This window comes from Gymnodinialimonas sp. JB5-7 (assembly GCF_055693405.1).
The window spans coordinates 2,213,222-2,237,014 of sequence record NZ_JBVFUX010000012.1; the positions used below are offsets into that span (position 1 = coordinate 2,213,222).

22 protein-coding genes and 3 pseudogenes are annotated in these 23,793 nt (G+C 61.3%); 14 read left to right on the forward strand and 11 right to left on the reverse strand.

Annotated elements, in window-relative coordinates; genetic code table 11:
* Positions 1-15: 15 nt before the first annotated feature.
* The 4 genes and pseudogenes from ACZ1HK_RS19910 to ACZ1HK_RS19925 all read right to left on the reverse strand — a co-directional run bounded on the left by ACZ1HK_RS19910 (position 16) and on the right by ACZ1HK_RS19925 (position 4,237).
* The gene (locus ACZ1HK_RS19910) at positions 16-1,023 is read right to left on the reverse strand and encodes an ABC transporter permease (protein WP_472630892.1); all 1,008 of its coding nucleotides are present in this window, start codon (positions 1,021-1,023) and stop codon (positions 16-18) included.
* A gap of 39 nt (positions 1,024-1,062) precedes the next feature.
* A complete protein-coding gene (locus ACZ1HK_RS19915) occupies positions 1,063-2,085 on the reverse strand; it encodes an ABC transporter permease (RefSeq protein WP_472630152.1) in 1,023 nt (340 codons plus the stop codon).
* 1 nt (position 2,086) lies between these two features.
* Positions 2,087-2,461, reverse strand: coding sequence for a hypothetical protein (locus tag ACZ1HK_RS19920; RefSeq protein WP_472630153.1), 375 nt, complete (start codon positions 2,459-2,461; stop codon positions 2,087-2,089).
* Between the two features lie 56 nt (positions 2,462-2,517).
* Positions 2,518-4,237, reverse strand: a pseudogene (locus ACZ1HK_RS19925) (peptide ABC transporter substrate-binding protein).
* Between the two features lie 269 nt (positions 4,238-4,506).
* Between ACZ1HK_RS19925 and ACZ1HK_RS19930 the strand changes: the two are divergent.
* The 4 genes and pseudogenes from ACZ1HK_RS19930 (at position 4,507) to ACZ1HK_RS19945 (ending at position 10,050) form a co-directional block, all read left to right on the forward strand.
* Positions 4,507-6,327 (forward strand): ABC transporter ATP-binding protein, encoded by a 1,821-nt coding sequence (locus tag ACZ1HK_RS19930; RefSeq protein WP_472630154.1) that lies wholly within the window; start codon positions 4,507-4,509, stop codon positions 6,325-6,327.
* A 4-nt stretch (positions 6,328-6,331) separates the two neighbouring features.
* Positions 6,332-7,484 (forward strand): annotated as a pseudogene (gene argE / locus ACZ1HK_RS19935) (acetylornithine deacetylase).
* Positions 7,481-8,824 carry an NAD(P)/FAD-dependent oxidoreductase gene (locus ACZ1HK_RS19940; RefSeq protein WP_472630155.1) on the forward strand — a complete coding sequence of 448 codons (1,344 nt, stop codon included), beginning with the start codon at positions 7,481-7,483 and terminating at the stop codon, positions 8,822-8,824. The pseudogene argE and the gene ACZ1HK_RS19940 overlap by 4 nt, the downstream one beginning before the upstream one ends.
* A 61-nt stretch (positions 8,825-8,885) precedes the next feature.
* Positions 8,886-10,050, forward strand: a pseudogene (locus ACZ1HK_RS19945) (M20 aminoacylase family protein).
* 252 nt (positions 10,051-10,302) lie between these two features.
* On the opposite strand, the gene ACZ1HK_RS19950 reads toward ACZ1HK_RS19945, so the two are convergent.
* Genes ACZ1HK_RS19950 through moaA form a run of 3 tightly spaced genes read right to left on the reverse strand, consistent with a single transcriptional unit; the run spans position 10,303 to position 12,224 of the window.
* Complete coding sequence (locus ACZ1HK_RS19950) at positions 10,303-10,797, reverse strand: hypothetical protein (protein WP_472630156.1); 495 nt, start codon at positions 10,795-10,797, stop codon at positions 10,303-10,305.
* Between the two features lie 3 nt (positions 10,798-10,800).
* Positions 10,801-11,214: a hypothetical protein gene (locus ACZ1HK_RS19955; RefSeq protein WP_472630157.1), complete on the reverse strand. Its 414-nt coding sequence runs from the start codon at positions 11,212-11,214 to the stop codon at positions 10,801-10,803.
* A complete protein-coding gene (gene moaA, locus ACZ1HK_RS19960) occupies positions 11,214-12,224 on the reverse strand; it encodes a GTP 3',8-cyclase MoaA (protein WP_472630158.1) in 1,011 nt (336 codons plus the stop codon). The genes ACZ1HK_RS19955 and moaA overlap by 1 nt, the downstream gene beginning before the upstream one ends.
* A gap of 100 nt (positions 12,225-12,324) precedes the next feature.
* On the opposite strand from moaA, the gene ACZ1HK_RS19965 reads away from it, so the two are divergent.
* Together ACZ1HK_RS19965 and ACZ1HK_RS19970 are read left to right on the forward strand one after the other, a co-directional pair.
* Positions 12,325-12,819, forward strand: coding sequence for a hypothetical protein (locus ACZ1HK_RS19965; RefSeq protein WP_472630159.1), 495 nt, complete (start codon positions 12,325-12,327; stop codon positions 12,817-12,819).
* A gap of 70 nt (positions 12,820-12,889) precedes the next feature.
* Entirely contained in the window at positions 12,890-14,398 is a 1,509-nt protein-coding gene (locus tag ACZ1HK_RS19970) for an AMP-binding protein (protein WP_472630893.1), read from the forward strand.
* Here ACZ1HK_RS19970 and ACZ1HK_RS19975 read toward each other — a convergent pair whose 3' ends face one another.
* Together ACZ1HK_RS19975 and ACZ1HK_RS19980 are read right to left on the reverse strand one after the other, a co-directional pair.
* Complete coding sequence (locus ACZ1HK_RS19975; RefSeq protein WP_472630160.1) at positions 14,399-15,682, reverse strand: DUF3422 family protein; 1,284 nt, start codon at positions 15,680-15,682, stop codon at positions 14,399-14,401.
* A gap of 154 nt (positions 15,683-15,836) precedes the next feature.
* On the reverse strand, positions 15,837-16,598 hold the full coding sequence (locus tag ACZ1HK_RS19980; RefSeq protein ID WP_472630161.1) for an SDR family NAD(P)-dependent oxidoreductase: 762 nt from the start codon (positions 16,596-16,598) through the stop codon (positions 15,837-15,839).
* A gap of 188 nt (positions 16,599-16,786) precedes the next feature.
* Between ACZ1HK_RS19980 and ACZ1HK_RS19985 the strand changes: the two genes are divergently transcribed.
* From ACZ1HK_RS19985 to ACZ1HK_RS20020, 8 genes are all read left to right on the forward strand, one after another.
* Positions 16,787-18,364: a Re/Si-specific NAD(P)(+) transhydrogenase subunit alpha gene (locus ACZ1HK_RS19985; protein WP_472630162.1), complete on the forward strand. Its 1,578-nt coding sequence runs from the start codon at positions 16,787-16,789 to the stop codon at positions 18,362-18,364.
* 16 nt (positions 18,365-18,380) lie between these two features.
* Positions 18,381-19,889, forward strand: coding sequence for an NAD(P)(+) transhydrogenase (Re/Si-specific) subunit beta (locus ACZ1HK_RS19990; protein WP_472630163.1), 1,509 nt, complete (start codon positions 18,381-18,383; stop codon positions 19,887-19,889).
* A gap of 113 nt (positions 19,890-20,002) precedes the next feature.
* Positions 20,003-20,695, forward strand: coding sequence for an SEL1-like repeat protein (locus tag ACZ1HK_RS19995; RefSeq protein WP_472630164.1), 693 nt, complete (start codon positions 20,003-20,005; stop codon positions 20,693-20,695).
* Positions 20,696-20,733: 38 nt separating this feature from the next.
* Positions 20,734-21,114, forward strand: a complete 381-nt coding sequence (locus ACZ1HK_RS20000; protein WP_472630165.1) for a hypothetical protein — start codon at positions 20,734-20,736, stop codon at positions 21,112-21,114.
* Positions 21,115-21,216: 102 nt separating this feature from the next.
* Positions 21,217-21,582 carry a hypothetical protein gene (locus tag ACZ1HK_RS20005; RefSeq protein WP_472630166.1) on the forward strand — a complete coding sequence of 122 codons (366 nt, stop codon included), beginning with the start codon at positions 21,217-21,219 and terminating at the stop codon, positions 21,580-21,582.
* Between the two features lie 12 nt (positions 21,583-21,594).
* A complete protein-coding gene (locus tag ACZ1HK_RS20010; protein WP_472630167.1) occupies positions 21,595-22,164 on the forward strand; it encodes a cobalamin biosynthesis protein CobQ in 570 nt (189 codons plus the stop codon).
* A gap of 60 nt (positions 22,165-22,224) precedes the next feature.
* A complete protein-coding gene (locus ACZ1HK_RS20015) occupies positions 22,225-22,656 on the forward strand; it encodes a hypothetical protein (protein WP_472630168.1) in 432 nt (143 codons plus the stop codon).
* Between the two features lie 113 nt (positions 22,657-22,769).
* On the forward strand, positions 22,770-23,237 hold the full coding sequence (locus tag ACZ1HK_RS20020; protein ID WP_472630169.1) for a Dps family protein: 468 nt from the start codon (positions 22,770-22,772) through the stop codon (positions 23,235-23,237).
* A 56-nt stretch (positions 23,238-23,293) separates the two neighbouring features.
* Here the strand turns inward: ACZ1HK_RS20020 and ACZ1HK_RS20025 are convergent, their stop codons facing one another.
* Positions 23,294-23,572 (reverse strand): DUF1289 domain-containing protein, encoded by a 279-nt coding sequence (locus ACZ1HK_RS20025; RefSeq protein WP_472630170.1) that lies wholly within the window; start codon positions 23,570-23,572, stop codon positions 23,294-23,296.
* A gap of 33 nt (positions 23,573-23,605) precedes the next feature.
* Positions 23,606-23,788: a hemin uptake protein HemP gene (hemP, locus tag ACZ1HK_RS20030; protein ID WP_472630171.1), complete on the reverse strand. Its 183-nt coding sequence runs from the start codon at positions 23,786-23,788 to the stop codon at positions 23,606-23,608.
* Between the last annotated feature and the right edge of the window lie 5 nt (positions 23,789-23,793).

Here is a 23,793-nt window from a genome sequence, read left to right on the forward strand (position 1 = left end):
CCCGTTGGCGCGCGTTCAGCGGCCCCTGATCCGTGGGTCCAGGGCGTCACGCAGGCCGTCCCCGATATAATTCACCGACAGCACGGTCAGCGAGATGAAGACGCCGGGCCAGATCACCCTTTCCGGATAGGAGCTGAGCCAATCGGTGCCGTCAAACAGGATCCGGCCCCAGGTCGGGAAGTCGGACGGGAAGCCGAGGCCAAGGAAAGATAGCGCGGATTCGGTGATGATGGCGTTGGCAATGCCAAGCGTGGCCGAGACCATGATGGCCGACATCACGTTGGGTAGGATGTGCCGACCAATCATGTTCGATGAATTGGTCCCGATGGATCGTGCGGCGAGAACGAATTCGCGCTCTTTCAAGGCGAGCACATCGCCGCGCACCACGCGGGCCGTCTGCATCCAGGACGTCAGGCCAATCACCACAACGATCAGGACAAATATCCCGCCTTCCGGGCCGAAGGCGTTTCGCAGCTGATCGCGAAACAGCATGATGATGACCAGCAACAGGGGCAGGAGGGGTATGGCTAGGAACAGGTCGGTCAGCCGCATCAGGATCCCGTCGAGGGACCGGAAATACCCTGCCAGCACGCCGATCATCGTGCCGAAGAACAGCGCCAGCAACATGGCCGTCAGCCCCACGGCAATGGAGGTCTGGCCCCCGGTCATCAGGCGCGCAAGCATGTCGCGGCCCAACTGGTCAGTGCCAAGCGGATGCGCCCAGGAGACTTTCAGAAACAGGCCCGGATTGGCACGGCTGAACCCTTGTGGGTCCGTAAAGCAGGCGCTGACATTGGCAAACCAGGCCCCTTCGGCGCCGCCCGCACGGAAACACGCGAGGATGTGGTTGGAGTTGCGTGCGCGGATATCTGCGAATTGTGGGTCAACCGTCCAGATCAGCGGGCCAATCAGGATGAAGGCCAGGGCAAAGATGAAGAAGCCAAGGCCGAACAGCGCGCCTTTGTGGGTCTTGAACTGATCCCAGACATCAAACCACTGGTTGCGCGGGGGACGCTCCTGAATGGTGCGGCTGACACCGGCATCTGCTTGGGGGGGACAGCTTCAGTCATAGCGAATCCTCGGGTCCAGCACGCCGTAGAGTATGTCGGCGATCAAATTGAACAGAACGATCAGCACGGCGAAAATGAAGCTGACGGTTTGAACGACGGGCACGTCGCCTGCTTGGATGGCGACGATCAGAAGCTGGCCAATCCCGTTTACCTTGAAGACCTGCTCGGTGATGATCGCGCCGCCGAATACCGCCGGTACGTTGAGCGCGATGACGGTCACGACCGGGATCATCGAGTTGCGCAGGACGTGGACCAGAACAACCGTCCGCTCGCCCAACCCCTTGGCGCGCGCGGTGCGCACGTAATCCTGGTTGAGATTGTCGAGCATCGAGGCGCGCATATAGCGGCTGATCTGGGCCGCGTTGAACAGGCCAAGCACCATCACCGGCATGATCATCTGCCGGAACTGGATCTTGAACGTTTCCCAATCCACGACCTCAAGCGTGGTGTCGTAGACCGAAGGCAGCCAGAACACGCTGTCCTGATCGATCCAGACCGAGAAGATCACGATGAACAGAACGCCCGTGAAAAAAGTCGGTACCGAGAAGCCGAGCATCGAGATGAACGTGCCAAGTTGATCGAAGATCGAATATTGCTTGTAGGCTGAGATGATCCCGAGGGGCAGGGCGATGACAACGCCCACGATGTAAGACGTGCCGACAACCCAAAGGGTCTGTGGCATCCGCTCTCCCACCCACTCAAACACAGGCGCGCGGGTCTGGTAGGATATGATGCGCGGCCCATCGGGCGCCCAAGTAGTGCCGAACCAGCCGTCTATGGCGTGCAATGGCTCGTCCCAGACCATCAGTTTCAGCCATTTCAGATACTGGATCAGAAGCGGATCGTTCACTCCCAAACTCTCACGAATCTGCTCTCGCACCTCTGGCGGAATGGTCAGGGGCAGGCCCGCGGTGGGGTCCGACGGGCTCAGCTTCACGATGATGAAGATGATGAAGCTGATGAACAGCAGTGTCGGAACCGCGAGGATCAGGCGGCGGATGGTGTAGGTCAGCATCTCAGGCGGCCTCTCGTGCGGAACAGGCAGCAATGTGACTTGCGCCATTGCCCGAATAAAGCGTCATTTCAACACCTTGCGCGTCGAATTCTAGGATCATGCCAGCGTTGTCCGTGTTGATGTAGGTGAGCGCGCCCGAGGCGAGATCATCGCTCAGATCGTTCGCTGCGAGGTCAAGGCGGGTGGTCTCTCCTGCCGTTGCGACGGTCGCTGATTGCGCGGTCCAGTCGAACGTGATGGCGAAAACCATGAAGGACTGGGTGCAGCCATCAGCGGTGCAGTAGTCAGAGCCCACACAATCCATCGCGCCAAATGCGCTCGCCGATTGTGCGAGGGCTGTCAGCCCGAGGGCCATGGGAAGGATGCGTGAGGTCATGGGGTCTGGTGCATTGTGTGGCCCGCGCGAGGAACCCCGCGCGGGCCTTGATCACATCACTCGGGGATGCGGTGCCATTCGGCGATGTTCCACAGCTCCGAGATCCCAGTCGGACATGCGAATGCCGCCGAGGGAGTTGGCGTGTGCGGACACGCCGCCACGGTGGATCAGCGGAATGATCGAGCCGGACTGAACGAGCATGTCGTTCATGGCCATGGCCAGTTCACCGCGCGTCGCGAGGTCAGCGGTGCCCGCCATCTCGTCGATCAGGGCATCGTAGGCCGGATCGCAGAAGCGCTGGATGTTGGAGCCCTGCCACTGGGTTGCAGGCGACGGGATCTCGTCGCAGGCCCAGTTGGCCATATAGGCCTGCGGGTCCACACCAGCGAAGTTGTTGGTGTACATCTCAACGTCTGCATAGAACTTCTGGAAGGTATCCGGGGATGCCGGATCGCCACCGAAGAAGACCGATGCGTCGATGTTGCGAAGCTCGGCGTCGATGCCGATCTCGGCCCACCACTGCTTAACCAGCGCCTGCGTGTCCTGACGGACGGCGTTGGTCGAGGTCTGGTAGAGAACGCGCAGCGGCGTGCCTTCGTATTCACGAATGCCGTCGCCGTCGCTGTCCACGATGCCCGCTTCGTCGAGCAGCGCAATTGCGCCTGCAATGTCCTGCACAAGGCAGCCATCATTGGCGGTCGAGGCATAAAGCTCGGGCGCCGGAAGGACGTTACAGGTGGGCTGACCGCCTGCGCCGTAGCCGACTTCCACCAGCAAGGCACGGTCGATAGCCATCGACATCGCCTGCGTGATGACCGGGTTGGTCAGGAACGGGTGCGGCCCTGCTTCAGCGGTGGAGCGGATATCGCCCAACGCCGGATCAGGGTTGAGCTGGTTCATGTGCAGACGCTCGACCGAGGTGCCGAACGCGGTCACAACCGTGCCGTTCCCTTGCGCTTCCATCTGCGCCAGGATCGTTGGGTCGATCTGCAGGTTCCAGGCATAGTCGAACTCGCCCGTTTCCAGAACCGAACGTGCGGCTGCCGTTGCATCGCCGCCGCCTTTGAAGGTCACGGTCGCGAAGTGCGGCTGATCCGGCACACGGTAGTTATCGTTCGCTGCGAACTCGATCACGTCGTTGGGGCGGAAATCCGTCACCACGAACGGGCCGGTACCAATCGGGCCAAAGTTGGCCTCGGTGCATTCCGGTGCGCGTGCGCCAAGGCAATCAGCGAACTGAGCGGCCTGAATGATCGGGCTCTCGGAGCCGACAAGCGCGGTGTAGGGGAACGGCGTCGGGTTGGCGAAGTTGATCTCGATCGTCAGATCATCCACCGCGACAATGCTTTCCACACCGTCGAAGTAGCTGGCCTGCGCACAACCGCCTTCTGGGTGGGTGCAATATTCCCAGGTGAACACAGCATCTGCCGCGGTCATGGGCGTGCCGTCGGACCACAGAATGCCTTCCTGGAGCGTCCAGGTGATCTGGGTCAGGTCTTCGCTGACGCCACCGTTCTCGACCGTCGGAATATCCGCGGCGAGCCATGGTACCATGGTGCCGGTGTCATCGAAGCGTGCGAGCGATTCCAGCACCAGCGAGGCCGACTCGACCTCTTTCGTGCCGCCCGACAGATACGGGTTTAGCGTCGAAGGCGCCTGCCAATAGATGATGTTGAGGTGGCCCGACCCGCCGCGGGCGAGGTGCCCATCGGCCCAGGCGGCCATCGGAGCCATGGCCAGTGCGGCCGCTCCGATCATAAGAATTTTGCGTGTCATTGGTGTCATTCTCTCCTTGTTGGACGCTCTTGCCTCTAATGGGCATATCGCCTTACCGGCGCATACTCGTCTTTGTTGGTGGCTGATGCGACGTGCCGCAAGGGACACGCGGCACGGGCTGCCAATTCCTGCATCGTTCGCCTAACGCCGCGAAAAAGCAAGCCTTCTGCCGTGGCGTCATGCTCAATCAATGGGCAATCGTAGAATTTGACAGCATTCCGGTGCGGTCCTACCGTCATCACACCATCCCTTCAGGAGAAAGCCACCCCATGCTGGATCAGCCCATTGCCCAAGTGCGCAACCTGCGGGTGGAGTTCGAAACCAAGAACGGAACAGTGGTTGGGGTTGAGGATGTCTCGTTCGACGTCCAGCCCGGCGAAACGGTCTGCATTGTTGGCAGATCTGGGTCCGGTAAATCCGTCTCGTCGCTGTCGCTGATGCGACTTGTCGAATTTGGTGGCGGTGAGATTGCGAGCGGAGAGTTGCTGTTCGACCGGGGCGGCAAAGATCCCGTGGACCTCGCCAAGCAAGGCACCAATGCGATGCGTGCGATCCGGGGCAATGACATTGGAATGATCTTTCAGGAGCCCATGACGGCGCTGAACCCGGTCTTCACGATTGAGCGGCAGTTGACGGAAGGCTTGCGCAAACATCTGGGGATGAACGGTGAAAAGGCGCGCGCCCGTGCCTTGGAGCTTATGAACCTTGTGCGCATTCCCGAGCCTGAGCGCCGATTGCAGCAATATCCCCATGAGCTGTCCGGCGGAATGCGCCAGCGTATCGTGATTGCCATGGCCTTGGCTTGCGAGCCGCGCATCCTGATCGCGGATGAGCCGACAACGGCGCTGGATGTGACGATCCAGGCCGAGATCCTGGCCTTGATCAACCGACTGAAGAATGAGACGGGCACAAGCGTTCTGTTCATCACCCACGATATGGCGGTGGTCGCGCAAATGGCTGATCGCGTGATCGTCATGTATCGCGGGCGCAAGGTCGAAGAGGGGCCGGTGGAGAAGATCTTCAACGATCCTCAACACGAATATACCAAAGCGCTTCTGGCGGCGGTCCCGAAACTGGGTGAAATGCGCGGCAGGGCCTTGCCCGAACCGATGAAGCTGTTGGGGCGCGAGGGGAAGGCCACGCAGCCCATCGAGGGCACCGAAAAGCTGCTTCTCAAGGTCGACAATCTCGTGACCCGCTTTCCCGTGCGCGGTGGATTGCTGCGGCGGACCGTGGCGCAGGTCCACGCGGTTGAAGACGTGTCGCTGCGCCTGAATGCGGGACGAACGCTGTCGCTTGTGGGTGAGTCTGGTTGCGGGAAATCCACCTGCGGGCGGTCCATCCTGCGGTTGGTCGAGCCAGAGTCCGGCACAATTGAGTTGGACGGCGCCGACGTGCGCGCGATGACACCAAGCCAATTGCGCCGCGCGCGGCAGGACATGCAGATGATCTTTCAGGATCCGTTTGCGTCCCTGAACCCGCAAATGCGTCTGGGTATTCAGGTGGCCGAGCCACTGGTCAACTACGGCCAGTTCAGCGCGCAGGAGCGCACAGACAAAGTGGCTGCGCTTTTCGACCGGGTCCAACTGCCGCGCGACTACATGCAACGGTACCCACACGAGTTGTCGGGTGGTCAGCGCCAGCGCGTCGCCATCGCGCGCGCGCTCGCGTTGCAGCCAAAGCTGATCATCGCAGATGAGGCCGTCTCGGCCCTGGATGTCTCGGTACAGGCCGAAGTCCTTAACCTGATGATGGAGCTGCAGCAGGAAATGGGTCTGAGCTACCTGTTCATCTCCCACGATATGGCCGTGGTGGAACGGGTCAGCCATGATGTCGGTGTCATGTATCTGGGCCGCATCGTGGAGCTCGGACCCCGGCAAGCGATTTTCGAGAACCCGCAGCACCCCTACACACAGGCGCTGCTGAGCGCTGTGCCTGTTGCGGACCCGGCTCAGCGCAAAACGGACAAGGATTTGAATTTCAAGCCGATCCCGTCGCCAGTGCATCCTCTCGACTACGTGCCAGCCCCTTCCGAATATCGTGAGGTTGGGCCGGGCCATAAGATTTTGACCACCGATAGCGGGTACTGATCCCATGGTTGAAGCACTCTCGCCGCGCGCGCTGATGGAAAAGCTCGTCAGTTTTCCGACCGTGAGCCGCGACAGCAATCTCCCGCTCGTGGATTGGGTCGAAGGCTATTTGGGCGATCACGGGATTTCTGCCGCCCGCGACTATGACGAGACGGGGCAAAAGGCCTCCCTCTTTGCGCATATCGGGCCTGAGGAAGACGGCGGTGTGATCCTATCGGGCCATACGGATGTGGTGCCAGTCGATGGGCAGGCATGGGACACCGACCCGTTCACCGTGACCGAGAAGGACGGCAAGCTCTTCGGGCGCGGCACCTGCGATATGAAGGGCTTTGACGCGCTGGCGATTTGGGCTGTTGTTGAAGCCAAGCGGCGCGGCGTGTCGCGGCCCGTGCAACTTGCGCTGTCCCGCGACGAAGAAATCGGCTGCGCCGGCGCCCCCGATGATCGAAGCGATGCAAGGCGTGGTGCCGAAGGCGTCGATGGCAATCATTGGTGAGCCGACGGAGATGGGTATCATCAACGGCCATAAAGGTGGGACAGGGTTCGATCTGCACTTTCACGGGTTCGAGATTCACTCCTCGCTTCAACCCGATGGCGTCTCCGCGATCATGGAGGCTGCGCGCCTGATCCAATGGGCCAACGAACAGAACGAAGCGAGCGCAGCCGCGGCTGATCCGAACAGCCCCTATTACCCGAACTTCTCCACACTTCATGTTGGCATGATCGAGGGTGGCACGGCCCACAACATCACGGCCAAGGATTGCAAGTTCATGTTCGGCCTGCGCGCTTTGCCGACCGATGATGTTGCCGAATGGAAGGCCCGTATCTTGGACAAGATCGCCGAGATCGAGAAGGGAATGAAAGCGGTACGGCCTGAGACTGGCATCACGGTCACGCCACGATGGGACGTGCCGGGCCTGCGTGCTGAAGACGAAGGCGAGGCCGAGGCCATGGTCCGCCGCCTGACCGGGCGCAACGCCACCGGCGTGGTCAGTTTTGGCACCGAGGCCGGGCAGTTTCAGGCCGGCGGCTATTCGGCGGTCGTGTGCGGCCCCGGCAATATCGACCAGGCACACCAACCGAATGAATTCATCACGCTCGACCAGTTCCGGCAGGGTGAAGCGTTCATGGAAAACCTTCTGACCGAGCTGGCATGACGGCCCCTTTCCGGCGCCCGCCACCGGTGCCCTTTCGGGGTGTGCTGCCAGAGGCCGTGGACCTTGCGGTCATTGGCGGTGGCGTGATCGGGATCTCGACGGCACTTTTTGCGGCGCGCGCGGGCCTGCGCGTCGCCGTGTTGGAGAAGGGGTACGTCGCTGCCGAACAATCCAGCCGCAATTGGGGGTGGATCCGCGTTCAGGGCCGGGACATGGCCGAGATCCCAATTGCTTTGGTGGCGCAAGAGCTTTGGAAGGCTCTTGATGCGGAGGCAAAAGGCCGGATGGGCGTGCGGCAGGTGGGCGTCAGCTATCTGGCCCGCACCGATGCGGACATGGCGGGGTACGCCGCCTGGCTGGATCAGGCGCGCCCGCTTGGCGTGACGAGCCACCTGATGACCCGCGCAAAGATGCGTGAGGTTTTGGGCAACCCCACCGGTCCGTGGATCGGCGGATTGCACACGCCCACGGATATGAAAGCCGAACCCTGGGTCGCCGTGCCGGAATTGGCAAATATGGCGATTGAAAGCGGCGCAGTGGTGGTTGAGGGCTGTGCCGTGCGCGCCTTGGAGCGTGCAAATGGTGCTGTGACGGGCGTGATCACCGAGGCCGGGACTATTGCGTGCGAACAGGTTGTCTTGGCGGGAGGGGCGTGGTCGTCGTTGTTCCTCAACCGGCACGGCGTAGATATTCCGCAGCTTTCGGTGCGCTCGACTGCGTTGGCGACCAGTCCTCTGCCCCAGATCATGCCCTCTGCTGCGGCCGACAATCGCATGGCCATGCGACCGAGGGAGGATGGCGGCTACACCCTCGCGCCGTCCGGATTTTCAGAGCTGTTCCTGGGCAAGGACGCACTGCGCCACATGAAGCATTATCTGCCGTTGGCCCTCACCGGGGACTTCGACGTCCATCTGCGGGGGCCGCAACCGAAAGGGTTCCCCGATGCACCCGGAACGCCCCGGTTCTGGCGTCATGATGAAGTCAGCCCATTTGAGCGGATGCGCGTCCTGAACCCCGAACCGAACCGCGAGAAGATCAGCGAGATCAAACGCCGCTTCGCACAGGCCTATCCCGAGATGGGCCATGTTGCGCATATGGAGGCTTGGGCCGGGATGATCGATGTCCTGCCCGATGTTGTCCCGGTGGTTGATAGCGTCGCCAAAATCCCGGGTCTCATCGTCGCGACCGGCATGTGTGGCCATGGGTTCGGCATTGGCCCCGCCTTTGGACGTATTCTGGCCGATATGGCGCGCGGAGAGGAGCCGGGGCACGACTTGTCGCGGTTCTCGATGTCGCGCTTCAGCACTGGCGCGCGTCTGGTGCCGGGGCCGAATATTTGATTTGCAGCCTGTCGTGCGCGGTGGCACCTTCCACCGATCACGCAACACCGGAGGATCGTCCATGCCCGTCAAGAACCGTTTTGCGGAACTTCTGCCTGAGATCACTGAATGGCGCCGGGATATTCACATGCATCCCGAGATCTTGTTCGAGACGCACCGGACTTCGGCTCTCGTTGAGGAAAAGCTGAAGGCGTTCGGCTGTGACGAGGTTGTGGGTGGCATCGGGCGAACCGGTGTTGTGGGCATCATCAAGGGCAAATCCGACACGAAAGGCCGCGTTATTGGACTGCGCGCGGATATGGATGCGTTGCCGATTTTTGAGGCGACTGGGCTCGACTATGCGTCGAAGACCGAAGGCGCTATGCATGCCTGTGGGCATGATGGGCACACCGCGATGCTGTTGGGCGCGGCGAAATACCTGGCCGAGACGCGCAATTTCGACGGCACGGTCGCAGTGATCTTCCAGCCCGCCGAAGAAGGCGGCGGCGGCGGCAAGGAGATGTGCGACGACGGGATGATGGACCGGTTCGGCATCGACGAGGTCTACGGGATGCACAACTGGCCGGGGCGGCCCGTAGGGTCCTTCGCGATCCGTTCGGGCGCGTTCTTTCGCGGCGACGGATACGTTTGAGGTGCGGTTCAAGGGGTTGGGCGGTCACGCCGCCAAGCCGCAGGAGACGATTGATACAACTGTGATGGCGGCCCATGCGGTGACCGCGTTGCAAACCATTGCGGCGCGCAATGCGGACCCGGTGAGCCAGATTGTGGTGTCGGTGACCTCGTTCGAGACAGAATCGAAGGCGTTCAACGTGATCCCGGAAACTGTCACCATGAAGGGCACGGTGCGCACGATGTCGCCGGAAAACCGAGACCTCGCCAACAAGCGGGTGCCGGAGATCTGCGAAGGGATTGCCGCGACATTCGGCGGACGGGCCGAGGTTGACTATGTGCGCGGCTATCCGGTGATGGTGAACTCGGAAGAACAGACGGAGTTTGCAGCGGAGGTTGCACGCGAAGTGTCGGGTGAGTGCATCGACGCGCCTCTGGTCATGGGTGGCGAGGATTTCGCCTTCATGCTCGAGGAACGTCCGGGGGCCTATATCTTGGTCGGTAACGGCGACACGGCGATGGTCCACCACCCAGAATACAACTTCAACGACGAGGCGATCCCGGCGGGCTGTTCGTGGTGGGCGGAGATCGTGGAGCGGCGGATGCCAGCGGCGTGAGGAGAGCTTATCACGGTTGATAAGTGGGGTTAAGTATCTGACTTAAAATCGGAAACTCATTTTCGTTAACGAAGCGCTAACCGTGAATTCAGTGTTGGAGGCGCGCGCGGACGCTGCCCACACACCCACCCCAACACCCGCGCGCGCGGTTGCGCATGACCGTTGATCTTAGAACCTGCCGATCGGCCGGACCCTTTGCGCGCTGGAAGGCCTTCATGTCTGAACGCGCCCGGTCAGTGGGCGGTCGGGATCCTATTGCGCGGGTCGGTTCAGGAAGCGGTCCAGGCTGAGGCAGAGTGCGAGCCCCAGTGCCAGTAGCAGCAAGGTCGTGGCCGGATGCCAAAGCAATTCGGCAAACGGCTCCCACCAGGCCCAGGTGGTGCCGAAATGGATGCGGTAGCCCGAGGCCATGCCGACAAGAGACCAGACGTATTGCAAAGCGAAAGCTGCCGCAGTGATCGTGAAACGCGCCACGCCGAATGTCCAGATCGCACCGATTATGCCGAACAGGAACGCCGCGCCGATGGCCTTGGCGATGTGGGCAACAACGAGGATGCCGGTTGTGGGGCAGGCAATGTCCGGGCAGGTGGAGCGGTCGGCGTTGATGAGCCCGTGACCACGGGGGCCGAAGCTCAGGAATTCGTGGGCGAGTAGAACGGCAAATAGGGCAAGTGCGCCGGCACAGGAAAGCGAGAGGGAGGCGCGCATCCGACCTAGGGGCGCTTCGGGCGGAGGGGTGAGGTCCACGTGTCAGTAATCGGCGCAGAATTGGAACCGCGCGCCGCGCTCCGCGGCGCGGGCGAGCACGGCCTCGAACGGTTCCATCGTTTCGATCACGTGGTCGACCATACTCGGCCAATCGTCAAAATCCTCCGGTCGATCGACCATGGCTTTGCGCAGTGCGCGACACATGGCGAGGCCGGTCTCAGCCTTTGTCCAGGGCGAGTCAGAGGGCGTCCAGGAACGGCGCATATCGACCGGCATTGCCTCGTTCAAAAGCTCATGCTCTTCGGGTGTATAGCCGATCAGGTCAAACAGCGGTTTGTGCCCATGGGCGACAAACAAGGCGTCGAATTTCGGGCCCGTCAGCATCATCAGGTCGACATAGGCATCGCCCATGATCTCGGCATCGTCCTTGTCAAAGCGCACCCAAAGCTCTGGCATCAGCCGCCCGTATGGCTCATGTGGCGGCTCATCTGGCCGTCTACAGCCTGCCGGGAATAGTCGAAATCGTGGCCCTTGGGCTTGAGATTAATCGCCCTGCGAATAGCCTCTTCCAGAAGCGCGTCACCCTCAGACGCACGCAAGGGCGCGCGAAGGTCTGCCATGTCTTCCTGGCCGAGGCACATGTACAGCTCTCCGGTGCAGGACAGGCGCACGCGGTTGCACGACTCACAGAAATTGTGGGTGAGCGGTGTGATGAAGCCGATCGTCTGGCCGGTTTCTTCGACCTGCACGTAGCGGGCGGGGCCGCCGGTGCGTAGGGGCAGATCGGTCAAGGTGTAGTGGTCGGCCAGCCGTGCGCGCAAATCCTTCAGGGACCAATATTGATCGAGCCGGTCTTCGTTGCCCAGATCGCCCATCGGCATGACCTCGATAAAGGTCAGGTCCATGTCGCGGCTGGAACACCACTCTTGCAGGGTGAAAAGCTCGTCTTCGTTGAAGCCCTTGAGTGCGACGGCGTTGATCTTGACGCGCAGGCCTGCAGCCTGGGCGGCATCGACCCCTTCGAGCACCTGTTTCAGGCGTCCCCAACGGGTGACTTCGGCAAACTTGGCCTCATCTAGAGTGTCGAGCGAGACGTTGATGCGTTTCACTCCGGCTTTCGCCAGTGGCTCGGCAAAGCGGGCGAGTTGGGAGCCGTTGGTGGTGAGGGTCAACTCGTCCAGCGTGCCTGCGTCAAGGTGGCGTTTCATGCCGTCGAAGAAGGTCATGATATCGCGGCGGACCAAAGGCTCGCCGCCCGTGATACGCAATTTGCGCACGCCCAGACGGATGAAGGTGGAGCACATACGATCCAGCTCTTCCAGCGTCAGAAGCTCTTTCTTCGGCAGGAACTGCATGTTCTCGGACATGCAGTAGACGCAGCGGAAATCGCAGCGGTCCGTGACGCTAACGCGCAGATACGTGATCGCGCGGGCGAAGGGGTCGATGAGCGGGGCGGTCTGGGTCATGGGCGGAAGGTATGCGTGGGCGGGCGCTGGGGCAAGTCACGGTTGCGGGGGCGCGGGTGGCCCTTAGCATTCAAGCCAACGGGCTTTGACGAGGTGCGAGATGAAACGTTTGGTTCTGGGTGTGGCTGTTCTGGGCTTGGCGGGCTGCGCTGGTGGATTGGGTGGCTTGTTTGAGGGCGGCTCGGCCAGCTCTGGCCCGTTTGCGAGGGACGCACCTGAAGTACCGGAAGCGACGGGTGAAGTGATTACTGAGGCTGTGGTGGGCGAGGCTGCTGCCGAAGACATCGCGCCCGCGGAATCGTCCGTGCGCGCGGCGGCGGTGGCCGAAGGCGATACGGCAGCCGGGGACGCGGTGCGCGGGTTCACGGTGGCAAGCCTTGGCGATGCCACAGTGCCGGGTTTGTGGATTGAGACGCCGCTGCTCGATCGGGAGCGGACGGTGACGGTTGTGGCGCCTAATGGCACCACGGTCGAAGTGACCGGGCGACCGTCTGGGGGAGAACGAGGATCAGGCTCTAGCCTGTCGCTGGCGGCCTTTCAGGCGCTGGGTCTTGACCTGACCGGGCTTCCGACGGTGACCGTTATTGCCGAATAGGCGACTGATCCCGGAATTGGGCGATTGGCCCGCGATGCGGGCAGCGTTCGGGTGGGTTATTCCCCAAGCGATGAACTTGGCCGAGATCTGCTGTGATCGGTGGGCGTGCGACGTGCCAGACCAGGTTGCCGTGCGCCATGTCGGACCGCCAGATGAGGTCTGGACCTATGGGCAGTTGAAGCAGGCCTCAGACAACCTGGCGGCGGCGTTGGCCGGGCAGGGCGTCGGGCGCGGCGATCGCGTGGCGATTGCGATGGCGCAGAACCCGCGCGTGTTGGTGGCGCATCTGGCGGTGTGGAAGTTGGGGGCGATCTCACTGCCTCTGTTCACGCTTTTTGGGGAGGATGCCCTGCGCTACCGGCTTGCCGACAGCGGTGCTGCGGCCGTGATCGTGGATGGCGCGTTTGAGGACAAAGTTCGTGCTGTTGTCGATGGGCCTTTGATCGTGTCGACAACGCCGCGTGCGGGCGAGATGGGTCTGGACGACGCTATGGCGTGTTCTGCCCGGGGCTTCCAGCGCGCGGCGACCTCCGCCGAAGACCCGGCGGTGATGATCTACACGTCTGGCACCACCGGAGATCCCAAGGGCGTGCTTCATGCGCACCGGTTCCTGTATGGGCATCTGCCTTGCCTGGAGCTTGCTTACGGCGGCTTTCCGGCCCGAAACGATGTGGGGTGGACCCCTGCAGACTGGGCCTGGATCGGCGGCCTCATGGATATGGCCATACCGTGCCTCTACTACGGTGTGCCTTTGGTCTCGCATCGGTTTGCGAAGTTCGATCCAGAGGCGGCCTTCGGATTGATACGGCAAGAGGCGATCACTGTGGCGTTCTTGCCCCCGACTGCGCTGCGGCTGCTGCGGGACAGTGGGGGTGATGGAGGGCGTTGCCTGCGGGCTATCGGATCGGGCGGAGAGGCATTGGGAGGAGATCTATGCGATTGGGCACGCGACACGTTAATGTGCCCGATCAACGAATTCTATGGCCAGACCGAAGCCAATCTGGTGGTCGCGGCGTGCGACGGGGTGATGGAACGCGTGCCAGGTGCGATGGGTCTGCCTGTGCCGGGGCACCACGTGGTCGTTCTCGGGCCGGAGGACCTGCCTGTAGGTGCGGGTGAGGTCGGCGAGGTCTGCGTTCGCGCACCGGACCCAGTGATGATGCTGCGCTATTGGAAAAAGCCGGAGGCGACGGAGAAGAAAGTTGTGAACGGCTGGCTGCGGACGGGCGATCTGGCGACGCTGCGCGGCGACGGGCAGATGGTATTCCACGCGCGCGATGATGATGTCATCACGTCTGCCGGCTACCGCATTGGACCTGTAGAAATTGAGCAAGCCCTTTGCACACATCCCGACGTGCGTTTTGCGGCGGTGGTGGGGGCGCCAGATCCGATCCGCACAGAAATCGTGGTTGCCCATGTCGTCCTGCGCGCCGGTGCGGAAGTGTCGGATGAGGCATTGCAAATGCTCGTTCGCGACAAGGTTTCGGCACATGTTGTGCCACGCCGGATCGTACGTGCCGAAAGCCTGCCGATGACAGCAACGGGCAAGATCCTGCGTCGCGCGCTGCGCGACGGCTGACTATTTCTCGATGCTGCGCCGGATCGAGCGCACGATGAGCCAGACGACGAAAACCACTGGCAAGACAGCGGCCGCCGTTAGGGCCGTTTCCGACACATTCAAAGGCTCGGCCAGGGGTTTGATCAGGTAGACCACCAAGTTAAGCGCATAGTAGCTGATGGCAACAATCGACAGGCCTTCGACCGTCTTTTGCAATCGCAGCTGAAGGTCCGAGCGTGCATCCATCGATTCCAGCAATTGCTGGTTCTGGGCGGAGCGATCCACATCCACCCGCGTTCTAAGCAGATCACCGGCCCGAATGGCGCGGTCCGTCATGCTTTGCAGACGAGCCTCGGTGGACTTGACCGTTCGCATCGCGGGATCAAAACGGCGCATCATGAACTCACCGAAGGTCTGACGCCCCTCGAACCGTTCTTCGCGCAAGACTTTGATACGTTGATTGACCAGCGCCTCATATGCCCCCGTCGCCCCAAAGCGGAAGGCGGACTCGGATTGCAGCTTTTCCAATTCCGCTGCGGCAAGAAGCAGGTCATTCAGTGTTTCATCGGGCTTCCGAAGATCGCCCGTCAGATCACCCACCAGGGTGGACAGGCTTGCGTCGATCTCACCCATGCGACGCGAGATCTCGTGGGCGCGGGGGAAGCCCAACATGGACATCGACTTGTAGGTCTCAATCTCACAAATGCGCTGCACGATCCGTCCAATACGACGGTTCCCGGTATCGGGTCTGGTGAAGACGGCAAAACGCATATGACCGGCACTGTCGATACGGAAATCGCCTGCAATGATTGCGCTGTCATCAAGCACCCGTGCGGCGGTCAGGCTTTCGGGCACGAACCATTCGGCGAGTTGCTCGGCAATCTCACCTGCATCCTTCGGCGCTTCGACGTAGCGAATATGGGCCGATGTGATGCGTGCGCCAGGGGCATCCGCCAGCCAGTCTTCGGGAAACACTTCCCACGCGGTGGGGTCGAATGGGCGGTCTGCGCCGTTTTCGAGAAAGGCGGTGTAGGTCACAAACTCGGTGTGGCTTTCCCATTTCAGGTGAAAGCGGCCCAGTTGCGCAAAGTAGTGCGTGGCGTCCGGGCTGGGGTGCTGCGCGCCGAAGCGGTCGAGCAATGCAAGAAGATGCGCGCGGTCCACGGCCCGGTCACGTTTGGCCGCCTCTTTGGGCTGCTTGACCGCCAGATAGACCGCTTGGCCGGGGCAGGAAACAGACGGGAAGGGGCGAGCGTGCAGCTCGTTGGCAAGCTGGTAGCGCAGCGGATGGTCTTCGATGGGCATAGGCCTTTGGGCTTTCGTGCCAGATGCGTGTTGAGGGCACACATAGGCGCTGTAGCGGCGGTGTAAACCGGAAAATCTAATGTTTATAACGGGTTAATTGGGTGCAATTGTATACCGAGCGCGCCAACCCCCGGAAAAGCAGGGGAAAACCGGTTCAGGTCATGTGGCCGCCCGCAATCTGGATGGATTGCCCGTTCACAGAGCGCGCAGCATCTGAGCAAAGCCAAAGGGCGGTTGCCGTGATTTCCTTCGTTTCAAGAAGTCGTTTATGACGATTGCCACGGGCGAGATAGCCGCGCGCTTCCTCCTCGGAAATGCCTTGATGCGCGGCAATCTGGGCCGCGTTGCGATCCACGATTGGCGTGTCGACATAGCCTGGGCAAAGTGCGTTGAAGGTCATGTTTGAGCCCATATATTCCTCGCTCAGGCCCCGGATCAGGCCGATCACCCCATGCTTGGAGGCGGTGTAGGCAATGGCGCCCTTGAGGCCGCGCAGCCCGGCGATGGAAGAGACGGCAATCATGCGGCCCCAATCCTCGCGCCCCAATGTGGCCATGGCGGCCTGGAACGTCAGAAAGACACCATCCAGGTTAGTGGCCATGATGGCGCGCCAGTGTTCGGGCGTTTCCTTGACAAAGCGGGCAGGCTCGGCGATGCCGGCATTGGCGACGCAGATGGCGATGGGGCCGCGCGCCTGGGCCGCTGCGGCGATGCCATCGTGCACGCTGGTGACCTCGTCCACGTTCATCTGGAGCGGGTGCAGACGCGGGTGCTGCGATGCGACATCTTCCAGGCGCTCAAGATTGCGACCGGTGATCGTCACATCGGCCCCGGCCTCGGCCAGACCCAGGGCAATGCCAAGCCCGATGCCCGTACCGCCGCCGGTGACGAGTGCGTGACGTCCTGCATGTTCCATGATGTGTCCTCCGATTTCCATGCAGCCTAGCGACCCGGCTGTTAGCGGCAACAGCGAAACGAATGGAAATTGTATACAGCTGCACACGCAACATCTGTGCGTATATGCCCGTTGTGGACCGCCGCGCGCCTTGCTATTGGGCGCCGGTATGCATGGTGAGCGACCACCACAAAGACGGGGGAAAGCCAGTGAAAATAGGGGCTCCGAAGGAGATTGAGGCGGATGAAGCGCGGGTGGCGATGACGCCAGATTCCGCGTTGCAGCTTCAGAAACTGGGATATGACTGCGTGATCGAGACTGGGGCGGGCTCCGCTGCCGGGTTCTCGGACGCCGCCTACAAGGATGCCGGCGTTGAGGTTGTGAAGACCGCCGCCGCGTTGTGGAAGGCCGCCGATATCGTTGCGAAGGTGCGCCCACCCACCACGGCTGAAGCGAAACGCCTGCGCGAGGGGCAGACGTTGATCTCGTTCTTCTACCCCGGTCAGAACGAGAAGTTGATGGAAAGCGCGCGCGCCAAGGGCGCAAATGTGATCGCGATGGATATGGTGCCGCGGATCAGCCGGGCGCAGAAGATGGATGCCCTGTCTTCCATGGCCAACATTGCGGGCTACCGTGCGGTGATCGAGGCGGGCAATAACTTTGGTCGCTTCTTTACTGGTCAGGTGACCGCTGCCGGCAAGGTGCCGCCTGCGAAGGTCCTGGTGGTCGGTGCGGGTGTAGCCGGTTTGGCGGCCATTGGGACGTCTACGTCGTTGGGTGCGATCACATACGCCTTTGACGTGCGTCCGGAAGTGGCCGAGCAGATTGAATCGATGGGCGCGGAGTTCGTCTTCCTTGAATTCTCTGACGACGAACTGCCCGATGGCGCGGCGACGGGTGGCTATGCGCCGCCGCAAAGCCCGGAATTCCAGGCCAAGCAGCTTGAGAAGTTCCGTGAGATCGCGCCGGACATGGACATCGTCATCACCACCGCCCTGATCCCGGGCCGCGATGCGCCGGTGCTGTGGACCAAGGACATGGTCGAGATGATGAAGCCCGGCTCCGTCGTCGTGGACCTGGCCGCTGAGCGCGGCGGCAACTGCGAATTGACGGTGAAAGATGAGAAGATCGTCAGCGACAATGGCGTGACGATCATCGGCTATACCGACTTCCCCAGCCGGATGGCGGCGCAAAGCTCGACGCTTTACGCAACCAACATCCGCCACATGATGACCGACCTGACGCCTGAAAAGGACGGCACGGTCAATCATGACATGGAAGACGATGTGATCCGCGGCGCCACTGCGGTCTTTGACAGTGAGATCACTTTCCCGCCGCCGCCACCCAAGGTGGCCGCCATTGCGGCTCAGCCGAAGGCGGCACCGCCGCCCGAACTGACGCCCGAGGAAAAACGCGCGTTGGAAGTGGCGGAGTTCAAGGCACAGACCAAGAACCAGGTGATCCTGATCGGTGTGGGTGCTGCCCTGCTTTTGGGTGTTGGCCTGATCGCGCCGGCGAGCTTCATGCAGCACTTCATCGTGTTCATTCTGTCGGTCTTCATTGGCTTCCAGGTGATCTGGAACGTGGCACATTCGCTGCATACGCCGCTGATGGCCGTCACCAACGCCATCTCGTCGATCATCATCCTGGGGGCGTTGATGCAGATCGGCTCAAGCAGCGTGATCATCACGATATTGGCCGCGCTTGGTATCTTCATGGCCGCCGTGAACATCTTCGGCGGCTTCCTCGTGACACGGCGCATGCTCGCCATGTTCCAGAAATCGTAAGCGAGGGAGAGGGACAATGGACTTCGGATTTACAATTGCCGCCTACGCCGTAGCGGCTGTTCTTTTCATCCTCTCGCTGGGTGGCCTTTCGGGGCAGGAAAGCGCGAAGCGAGCCGTCTGGTACGGCATCGTGGGCATGGCCATTGCGGTTGTTGCCACACTTATCGGGCCGGGATCGGGCCTGTGGCTGATGTCGATCGTCCTGATCGCGGGTGGGGCGGCCGTGGGCTACCAGCTGGCGACCAAGGTGCAGATGACGCAGATGCCCGAGCTTGTGGCGATCATGCACTCGCTCGTTGGTCTGGCGGCCGTCTTCGTAGGTTTCAACGCGCATATCGAGATTGGCCGCGTTGCCGCAGAATTTGCCGCCAACGATCTGCCGTTCCCGCAGCCCGAAGGCCCGCTGAGCGATATGGCTTATGCGCTTCTGGGGCAGCTTTCCAACTTCGGCGAACTGATCGGCAAGAAAACGGGCGTTGAGATCGGCATCCTGCGCGTGGAACTGGCGCTTGGCATCTGGATTGGCGCGGTGACGTTCACCGGGTCGGTCGTAGCCTATGGCAAGCTCAGCGGCTCGTCCTCCATGCTGCCATTCAAGATCGACACGGGCGCGATCCAGCTTCCGGGTGGTCACATGCTGAACGCGGCGGCGGCGGGTCTGTCGGTGATCTTGCTGATCATGTACCTCAGCGGGTCAGGCGGATGGACGCTTGTGCTGCTGACACTTCTGGCGCTGTTCATCGGCTATCACCTGATCATGGGGATCGGCGGGGCGGACATGCCTGTGGTCGTCTCGATGCTGAACTCCTATTCGGGGTGGGCGGCGGCGGCCATCGGCTTCTCACTTGGCAACGACCTTCTGATCGTTGTGGGTGCGCTTGTCGGCTCCTCGGGTGCGATCCTGTCTTACATCATGTGCAAGGCCATGAACCGTAGCTTCGTTTCGGTTATCCTCGGCGGCTTCGGTGGCGCACAGGGCGAGCAAATGGCGGTTGAAGGTGAGCAAGTCGCCATCGACGCCGATGGTGTGGCCACGGCGCTGAACGAGGCCGACAGCATCGTCATCATCCCCGGCTACGGCATGGCGGTGGCACAGGCACAGCAGGGCGTCGCGGAGTTGACCCGCAAGCTGCGCGCGGCGGGCAAGGAGGTGCGGTTCGCGATCCACCCCGTTGCGGGCCGTCTTCCGGGCCACATGAACGTGCTGCTGGCCGAGGCCAAGGTGCCCTACGACATCGTGCTGGAGATGGACGAGATCAACGACGACTTCCCCGATACGGACGTCGCCATTGTCATCGGGTCGAACGACATCGTGAATCCGGCCGCACAGGACGACCCCAACAGCCCCATCGCCGGTATGCCGGTTCTGGAATGCTGGAAGGCCAAGCAGGTATTCGTGTCCAAGCGCGGCCAAGGCACGGGTTATTCCGGCATCGAGAACCCGCTATTCTACAAAGAGAATACGCGGATGTTCTACGGCGACGCGAAGGCCTCCATCGATACGCTCTTGCCGAAGATCGACTGAGCCGTCTCCATAATGGAAACAGAAAAGCCCCGGTTCTTCCGGGGCTTTTTCTTGAATTGGATGTCGGGCCGAGATTACGATTTTGGTTACGGAACCAACTAGACGATTTTGCCATGACATTGAAAACGACCTTCATTGCGGCCATCCCGCTTTCATTTGTCCTATGCTTGCCTGCCAATGCGGACCGCCTTTCTGCAGCCTGGCAGCAGCAGCGCGATTACTACAACGCCATCACCGACCGGGCCTGTAACGGCGAGCGGCAGGCGTTGGAGCAATTGCGGGAAGCCGCGCTCGACAATATGGAGCCGGTGGCGATCAACAATCTGGCCTGGCTGCATGATCATCCTGACAGCTGCCCGAACCTGTCGATGAACCGCGATACCGCGTTTGCGGGCGATCTGTACCGCGACAGTGCGAACATGCTTTATCCGGTGGGCATGTATAACCATGGGCTCAATACGTTTTATGGAGAAAATGGGGTCACGCGCAGCCTTGGCGACGGGCTGAGCTGGCTGGAAAGCGCAGCAATGGAGGGGCACGCCTCCGCCGCGCGGGAACTGGCGCTGATCTACGCCGAGGGGCGGGGGGCGTGTCCGCCGATTTCGCGCCCGCCGACTATTACTACACTCTCGCGGAACGGAACGGCTTGCCGTCCGAGCGGCTGGCGCGGCTGGCCTCGGCGTTGGATGCCGCGGCGGAGGCCGGTGCGAGCGGGCCGGTTGCCGGCGGCAATGCGGGCAATGGGACTGTTGCGGCAGGCGGGTCTGGCATTCCGCGCGTCGGCCCGTCCGACAGTTTTGTGCTGACCTATGGGGCCAGACGTCTGGAGGATTACCCCCTGGGCGTGGCCAGGGAGATGAACGGCGGCACGACAATAACGACGGTTTTCTACGGCCAGGCCTTCATCGACGATGAGGATGCAGGTTGCTACTATCCGGGCGTTTTTGTGATGGTCGAGGCCCGCACTGCGGGCGGTTTCTACAACTGGGATCCGGCCAGCGCGATTGCCGATAGTCGCCGGAGGGTCCAGAATGAAGCGGATTTCAGTACCGGGTTCACGCTCGAAACCTTCCCGGAAGCGTGGGATGCGATCCAGTCGCGACGGATCTGCGTTTCTTGCGGGGATTGGGTCATGTCGGTGACCGAAGCCGAAGCGCGCTTTGGGGGGCTCTGCGCGCAAACAAGTCAGCCCGTTGTGCAACCTGAGCCGGTGTGGGTCGAATAACACCCGCCGCGGGCCGACGGCCTTGAAAACAGACGTAGGGAATTCCGGCATTCGCGGTATAGTGGCGTCATTCAACCTGAAGCTGCATTCCATGAGGCCCCCATGTTTCGATCTGTTCTCGCTGCCGGAGCGCTTGCGCTCTCCGCCGTCGCAGCCACTCTTGCCCCGCTACCTGTCCAGGCCACAGGTCATGGCTGCCAGACCGTCCAATTCCCGTCCGGCGCTTATGCTCATGCGGTGCATGGCCAAGCGAACCCCTATCAGTCGCAATGCTATTATCTTTCCGTCCGTCCCGGTCAGCAGGCCCGCGTCCGCATCCTTTACGGAAACGTTTTCTTGAGCACGACCCACACGCAAGGCACCTACCAGGACGTGCGTTTCCACACGATCAACGGCCAGCTTTATGTCTATGTCCACACGGATTGGGCGGGGCCTCAGCCATACACCATCGAGTTCGTTTTTGTCTGAGCACGTCTGCGGGTGAACACACCTGCCCATCTGATCTTTGGTGCTGCGGCCTTTGGCCGACCCAAGCATCGCTGGACGCTGACCGCCGCCTTGGTGGGCGCCATGGTGCCCGATCTGTCGCTGTACGTGATGGTCGGTTGGCACCTGCTGATCTTGGGTACAGAACCCAGGGTCGTTTTCGACGAATTGTACTTCTCGGACACATGGCAGACCGTCTTTGCGATCGACAATTCGCTGATTCTATGGGGCCTGCTTCTGGCCGTGGCCGCATGGCGGCATTGGCCGATTGTCATCGCCTTTGCGGGCGCCGCCCTGCTACATATCGCGTTCGATTTGCCGCTTCATGCGGGCGACGGGCGGCCGCATTTCTGGCCGCTGAGCGATTGGGTGTTTGACAGCCCCTTCAGCTATTGGGACAGCCGGCATGGGGCAGGTTGGATCGGGCCGCTGGAGTTGGCGGCGTGTAGTGTTCTTGTCATCGTGCTGTGGCGGCGTGTCCAATCTTGGCCGTGGCGAATTGCGTTCGCATTACTGCTTTTGGCCGAAGCGGGCACCAATAACGTCTGGCGGCTGGTGTTCTGAGACCTTGTCCTTGTCTTGAACTATGATTACCTGAGTATAACACTCAGGATGCGATTCCACATGCAAGCTCACGCGCAGTTCAACATTTTTGCGCCCTCCGCAGAGACGAACGATCGCTCACCACTGTCATTCTTGCGCGTTGCGGCGGCACGCAATCGGTGTCGGGCCCGTGGCGATCTGTTCAAAGCCTGCGCCGCTTTGTCGGTCGATCCGGGACGAGAGGCCGAAGCGCTGGCACAAGCGCTGTTCAGCAGCTTTTCGGGGCAGGGGGATATGCCGCGCCTGCGCCTTTACCAGCCGGCCGCGGATGAGCTCAGCTTTGATGAGCGTTGGCTGCTGTCCGCGATTGGCGCGGCGCAGCGGGGCGACACGGATAGTCTGACCTTTCTTCTGGGCCGTCGTGTGCCGAAACATGCCCGCCGCAACATCGCGTTTTTGCTGACGGCGCTTGGCAAATGCCTTGCACAGCCGGTGCCGCAACAGGCTGCCTGAATGGTTTTTAGAGCGAGTCTCAGACAAGTGAGCCGCGCGGCATATCTAAAAACATGGCCAGCCGCCGTTGAAGATATGCCAGCCATCCGATGTAACTTTCTGGAGGGACAACCATGCAACCTGCCGCCGATCTCAGCCCCAATGCACAAGCTGCAATCTGTGAAGCGCTGAACCAAGCCGTTGCGGAAACGGCTGTTACAACAATGCTTGCGCAGAATTTCCACTGGAACGTGACCGGCATGGCATTTGGCCCATTGCATGCCCTGTTTCAGGAAATCTACGAAGATCACTTCGTGGCCCAGGACGATTTGGCCGAGCGGATCAAGGCGCTGGACGGTCATGCTGAAGGGACGCTGGCGGCCATGGTCGCGCGTTCCAAGGTGGTTGAGCATGACGGGCATGCCGATGACCGGACCATGGTGGAGGCTCTGAAAGTGGCGCAAGAGACGCTGGCGGCGACGCTTGGGGCTGCAGGTGCGCTGGCAGCCGAGCATGGAGATACGCTGACCGAAGACTTGTGTATCGCTCGTGGTCAAACGCATGAGAAATTCGCTTGGATGTTGCGCGCTCATCTGCGCTGAAATCTGGCAAACGCCAGAAGGGTTTGCGCATTCGGTGCAAGTCCGAACAGGAGCCGTTAACCCACCTTCGCCAGATCCTCAAACGGGGGTTTGGCGCCCTTTTTGAAACATTTGCGAGCGTATTCTGGCGCCCAATGCGCATACTTGCCCATGCTCGCCTGCTGCGTTCTGAGCATCTCAACAAAGGCCGAGCGGTGTGCAGGCTTTTTCAGCTTTTTGAACAACGACTTCTGCGCCTTCGTCATGGAACAACCAATGCAGTGGCCGCCCCTACGGAACTTGCAGACGTCGATGCAAGGGCTGGGTACTTTGGCGTTTGAGCGTTTCTTGGACATGCCTGGCCTCTGGGTGGCTGGGAGGTCAAAACTTCACTTCGTCAGGATCAACTTGCCTGCGCGCGTGATGCGAAGGGTGTAGGTCTTGTCGTCGAGCACGATTAGCGCGGTGTGATCCGCGCCCACCAACCGGTGCGCATCATATAGGGGCGCTGTGGGGCGGGTCTGGATCGGCGGTGTTGTGTCGGGTTCGGTCATTCTGGCTTGGTATGTCATGGCAG

Bases quoted from the DNA above. Each gene is read 5' to 3' on its own strand.
- ACZ1HK_RS19930 (WP_472630154.1), top strand. From the start codon at position 4,507: ATGCTGGATCAGCCCATTGCCCAAGTGCGCAACCTGCGGGTGGAGTTC.
- ACZ1HK_RS19970 (WP_472630893.1), top strand. From the start codon at position 12,890: ATGAACTTGGCCGAGATCTGCTGTGATCGGTGGGCGTGCGACGTGCCA.
- ACZ1HK_RS19920 (WP_472630153.1), bottom strand. From the start codon at position 2,461: ATGACCTCACGCATCCTTCCCATGGCCCTCGGGCTGACAGCCCTCGCA.
- ACZ1HK_RS20015 (WP_472630168.1), top strand. From the start codon at position 22,225: ATGCAAGCTCACGCGCAGTTCAACATTTTTGCGCCCTCCGCAGAGACG.
- ACZ1HK_RS19955 (WP_472630157.1), bottom strand. From the start codon at position 11,214: ATGCCAGAGCTTTGGGTGCGCTTTGACAAGGACGATGCCGAGATCATG.
- ACZ1HK_RS19995 (WP_472630164.1), top strand. From the start codon at position 20,003: ATGACATTGAAAACGACCTTCATTGCGGCCATCCCGCTTTCATTTGTC.
- ACZ1HK_RS19940 (WP_472630155.1), top strand. From the start codon at position 7,481: ATGACGGCCCCTTTCCGGCGCCCGCCACCGGTGCCCTTTCGGGGTGTG.
- ACZ1HK_RS20020 (WP_472630169.1), top strand. From the start codon at position 22,770: ATGCAACCTGCCGCCGATCTCAGCCCCAATGCACAAGCTGCAATCTGT.
- ACZ1HK_RS19980 (WP_472630161.1), bottom strand. From the start codon at position 16,598: ATGGAACATGCAGGACGTCACGCACTCGTCACCGGCGGCGGTACGGGC.
- ACZ1HK_RS19990 (WP_472630163.1), top strand. From the start codon at position 18,381: ATGGACTTCGGATTTACAATTGCCGCCTACGCCGTAGCGGCTGTTCTT.
- ACZ1HK_RS19915 (WP_472630152.1), bottom strand. From the start codon at position 2,085: ATGCTGACCTACACCATCCGCCGCCTGATCCTCGCGGTTCCGACACTG.
- hemP (WP_472630171.1), bottom strand. From the start codon at position 23,788: ATGACATACCAAGCCAGAATGACCGAACCCGACACAACACCGCCGATC.
- moaA (WP_472630158.1), bottom strand. From the start codon at position 12,224: ATGACCCAGACCGCCCCGCTCATCGACCCCTTCGCCCGCGCGATCACG.
- ACZ1HK_RS20025 (WP_472630170.1), bottom strand. From the start codon at position 23,572: ATGTCCAAGAAACGCTCAAACGCCAAAGTACCCAGCCCTTGCATCGAC.
- ACZ1HK_RS19965 (WP_472630159.1), top strand. From the start codon at position 12,325: ATGAAACGTTTGGTTCTGGGTGTGGCTGTTCTGGGCTTGGCGGGCTGC.
- ACZ1HK_RS19975 (WP_472630160.1), bottom strand. From the start codon at position 15,682: ATGCCCATCGAAGACCATCCGCTGCGCTACCAGCTTGCCAACGAGCTG.
- ACZ1HK_RS20005 (WP_472630166.1), top strand. From the start codon at position 21,217: ATGTTTCGATCTGTTCTCGCTGCCGGAGCGCTTGCGCTCTCCGCCGTC.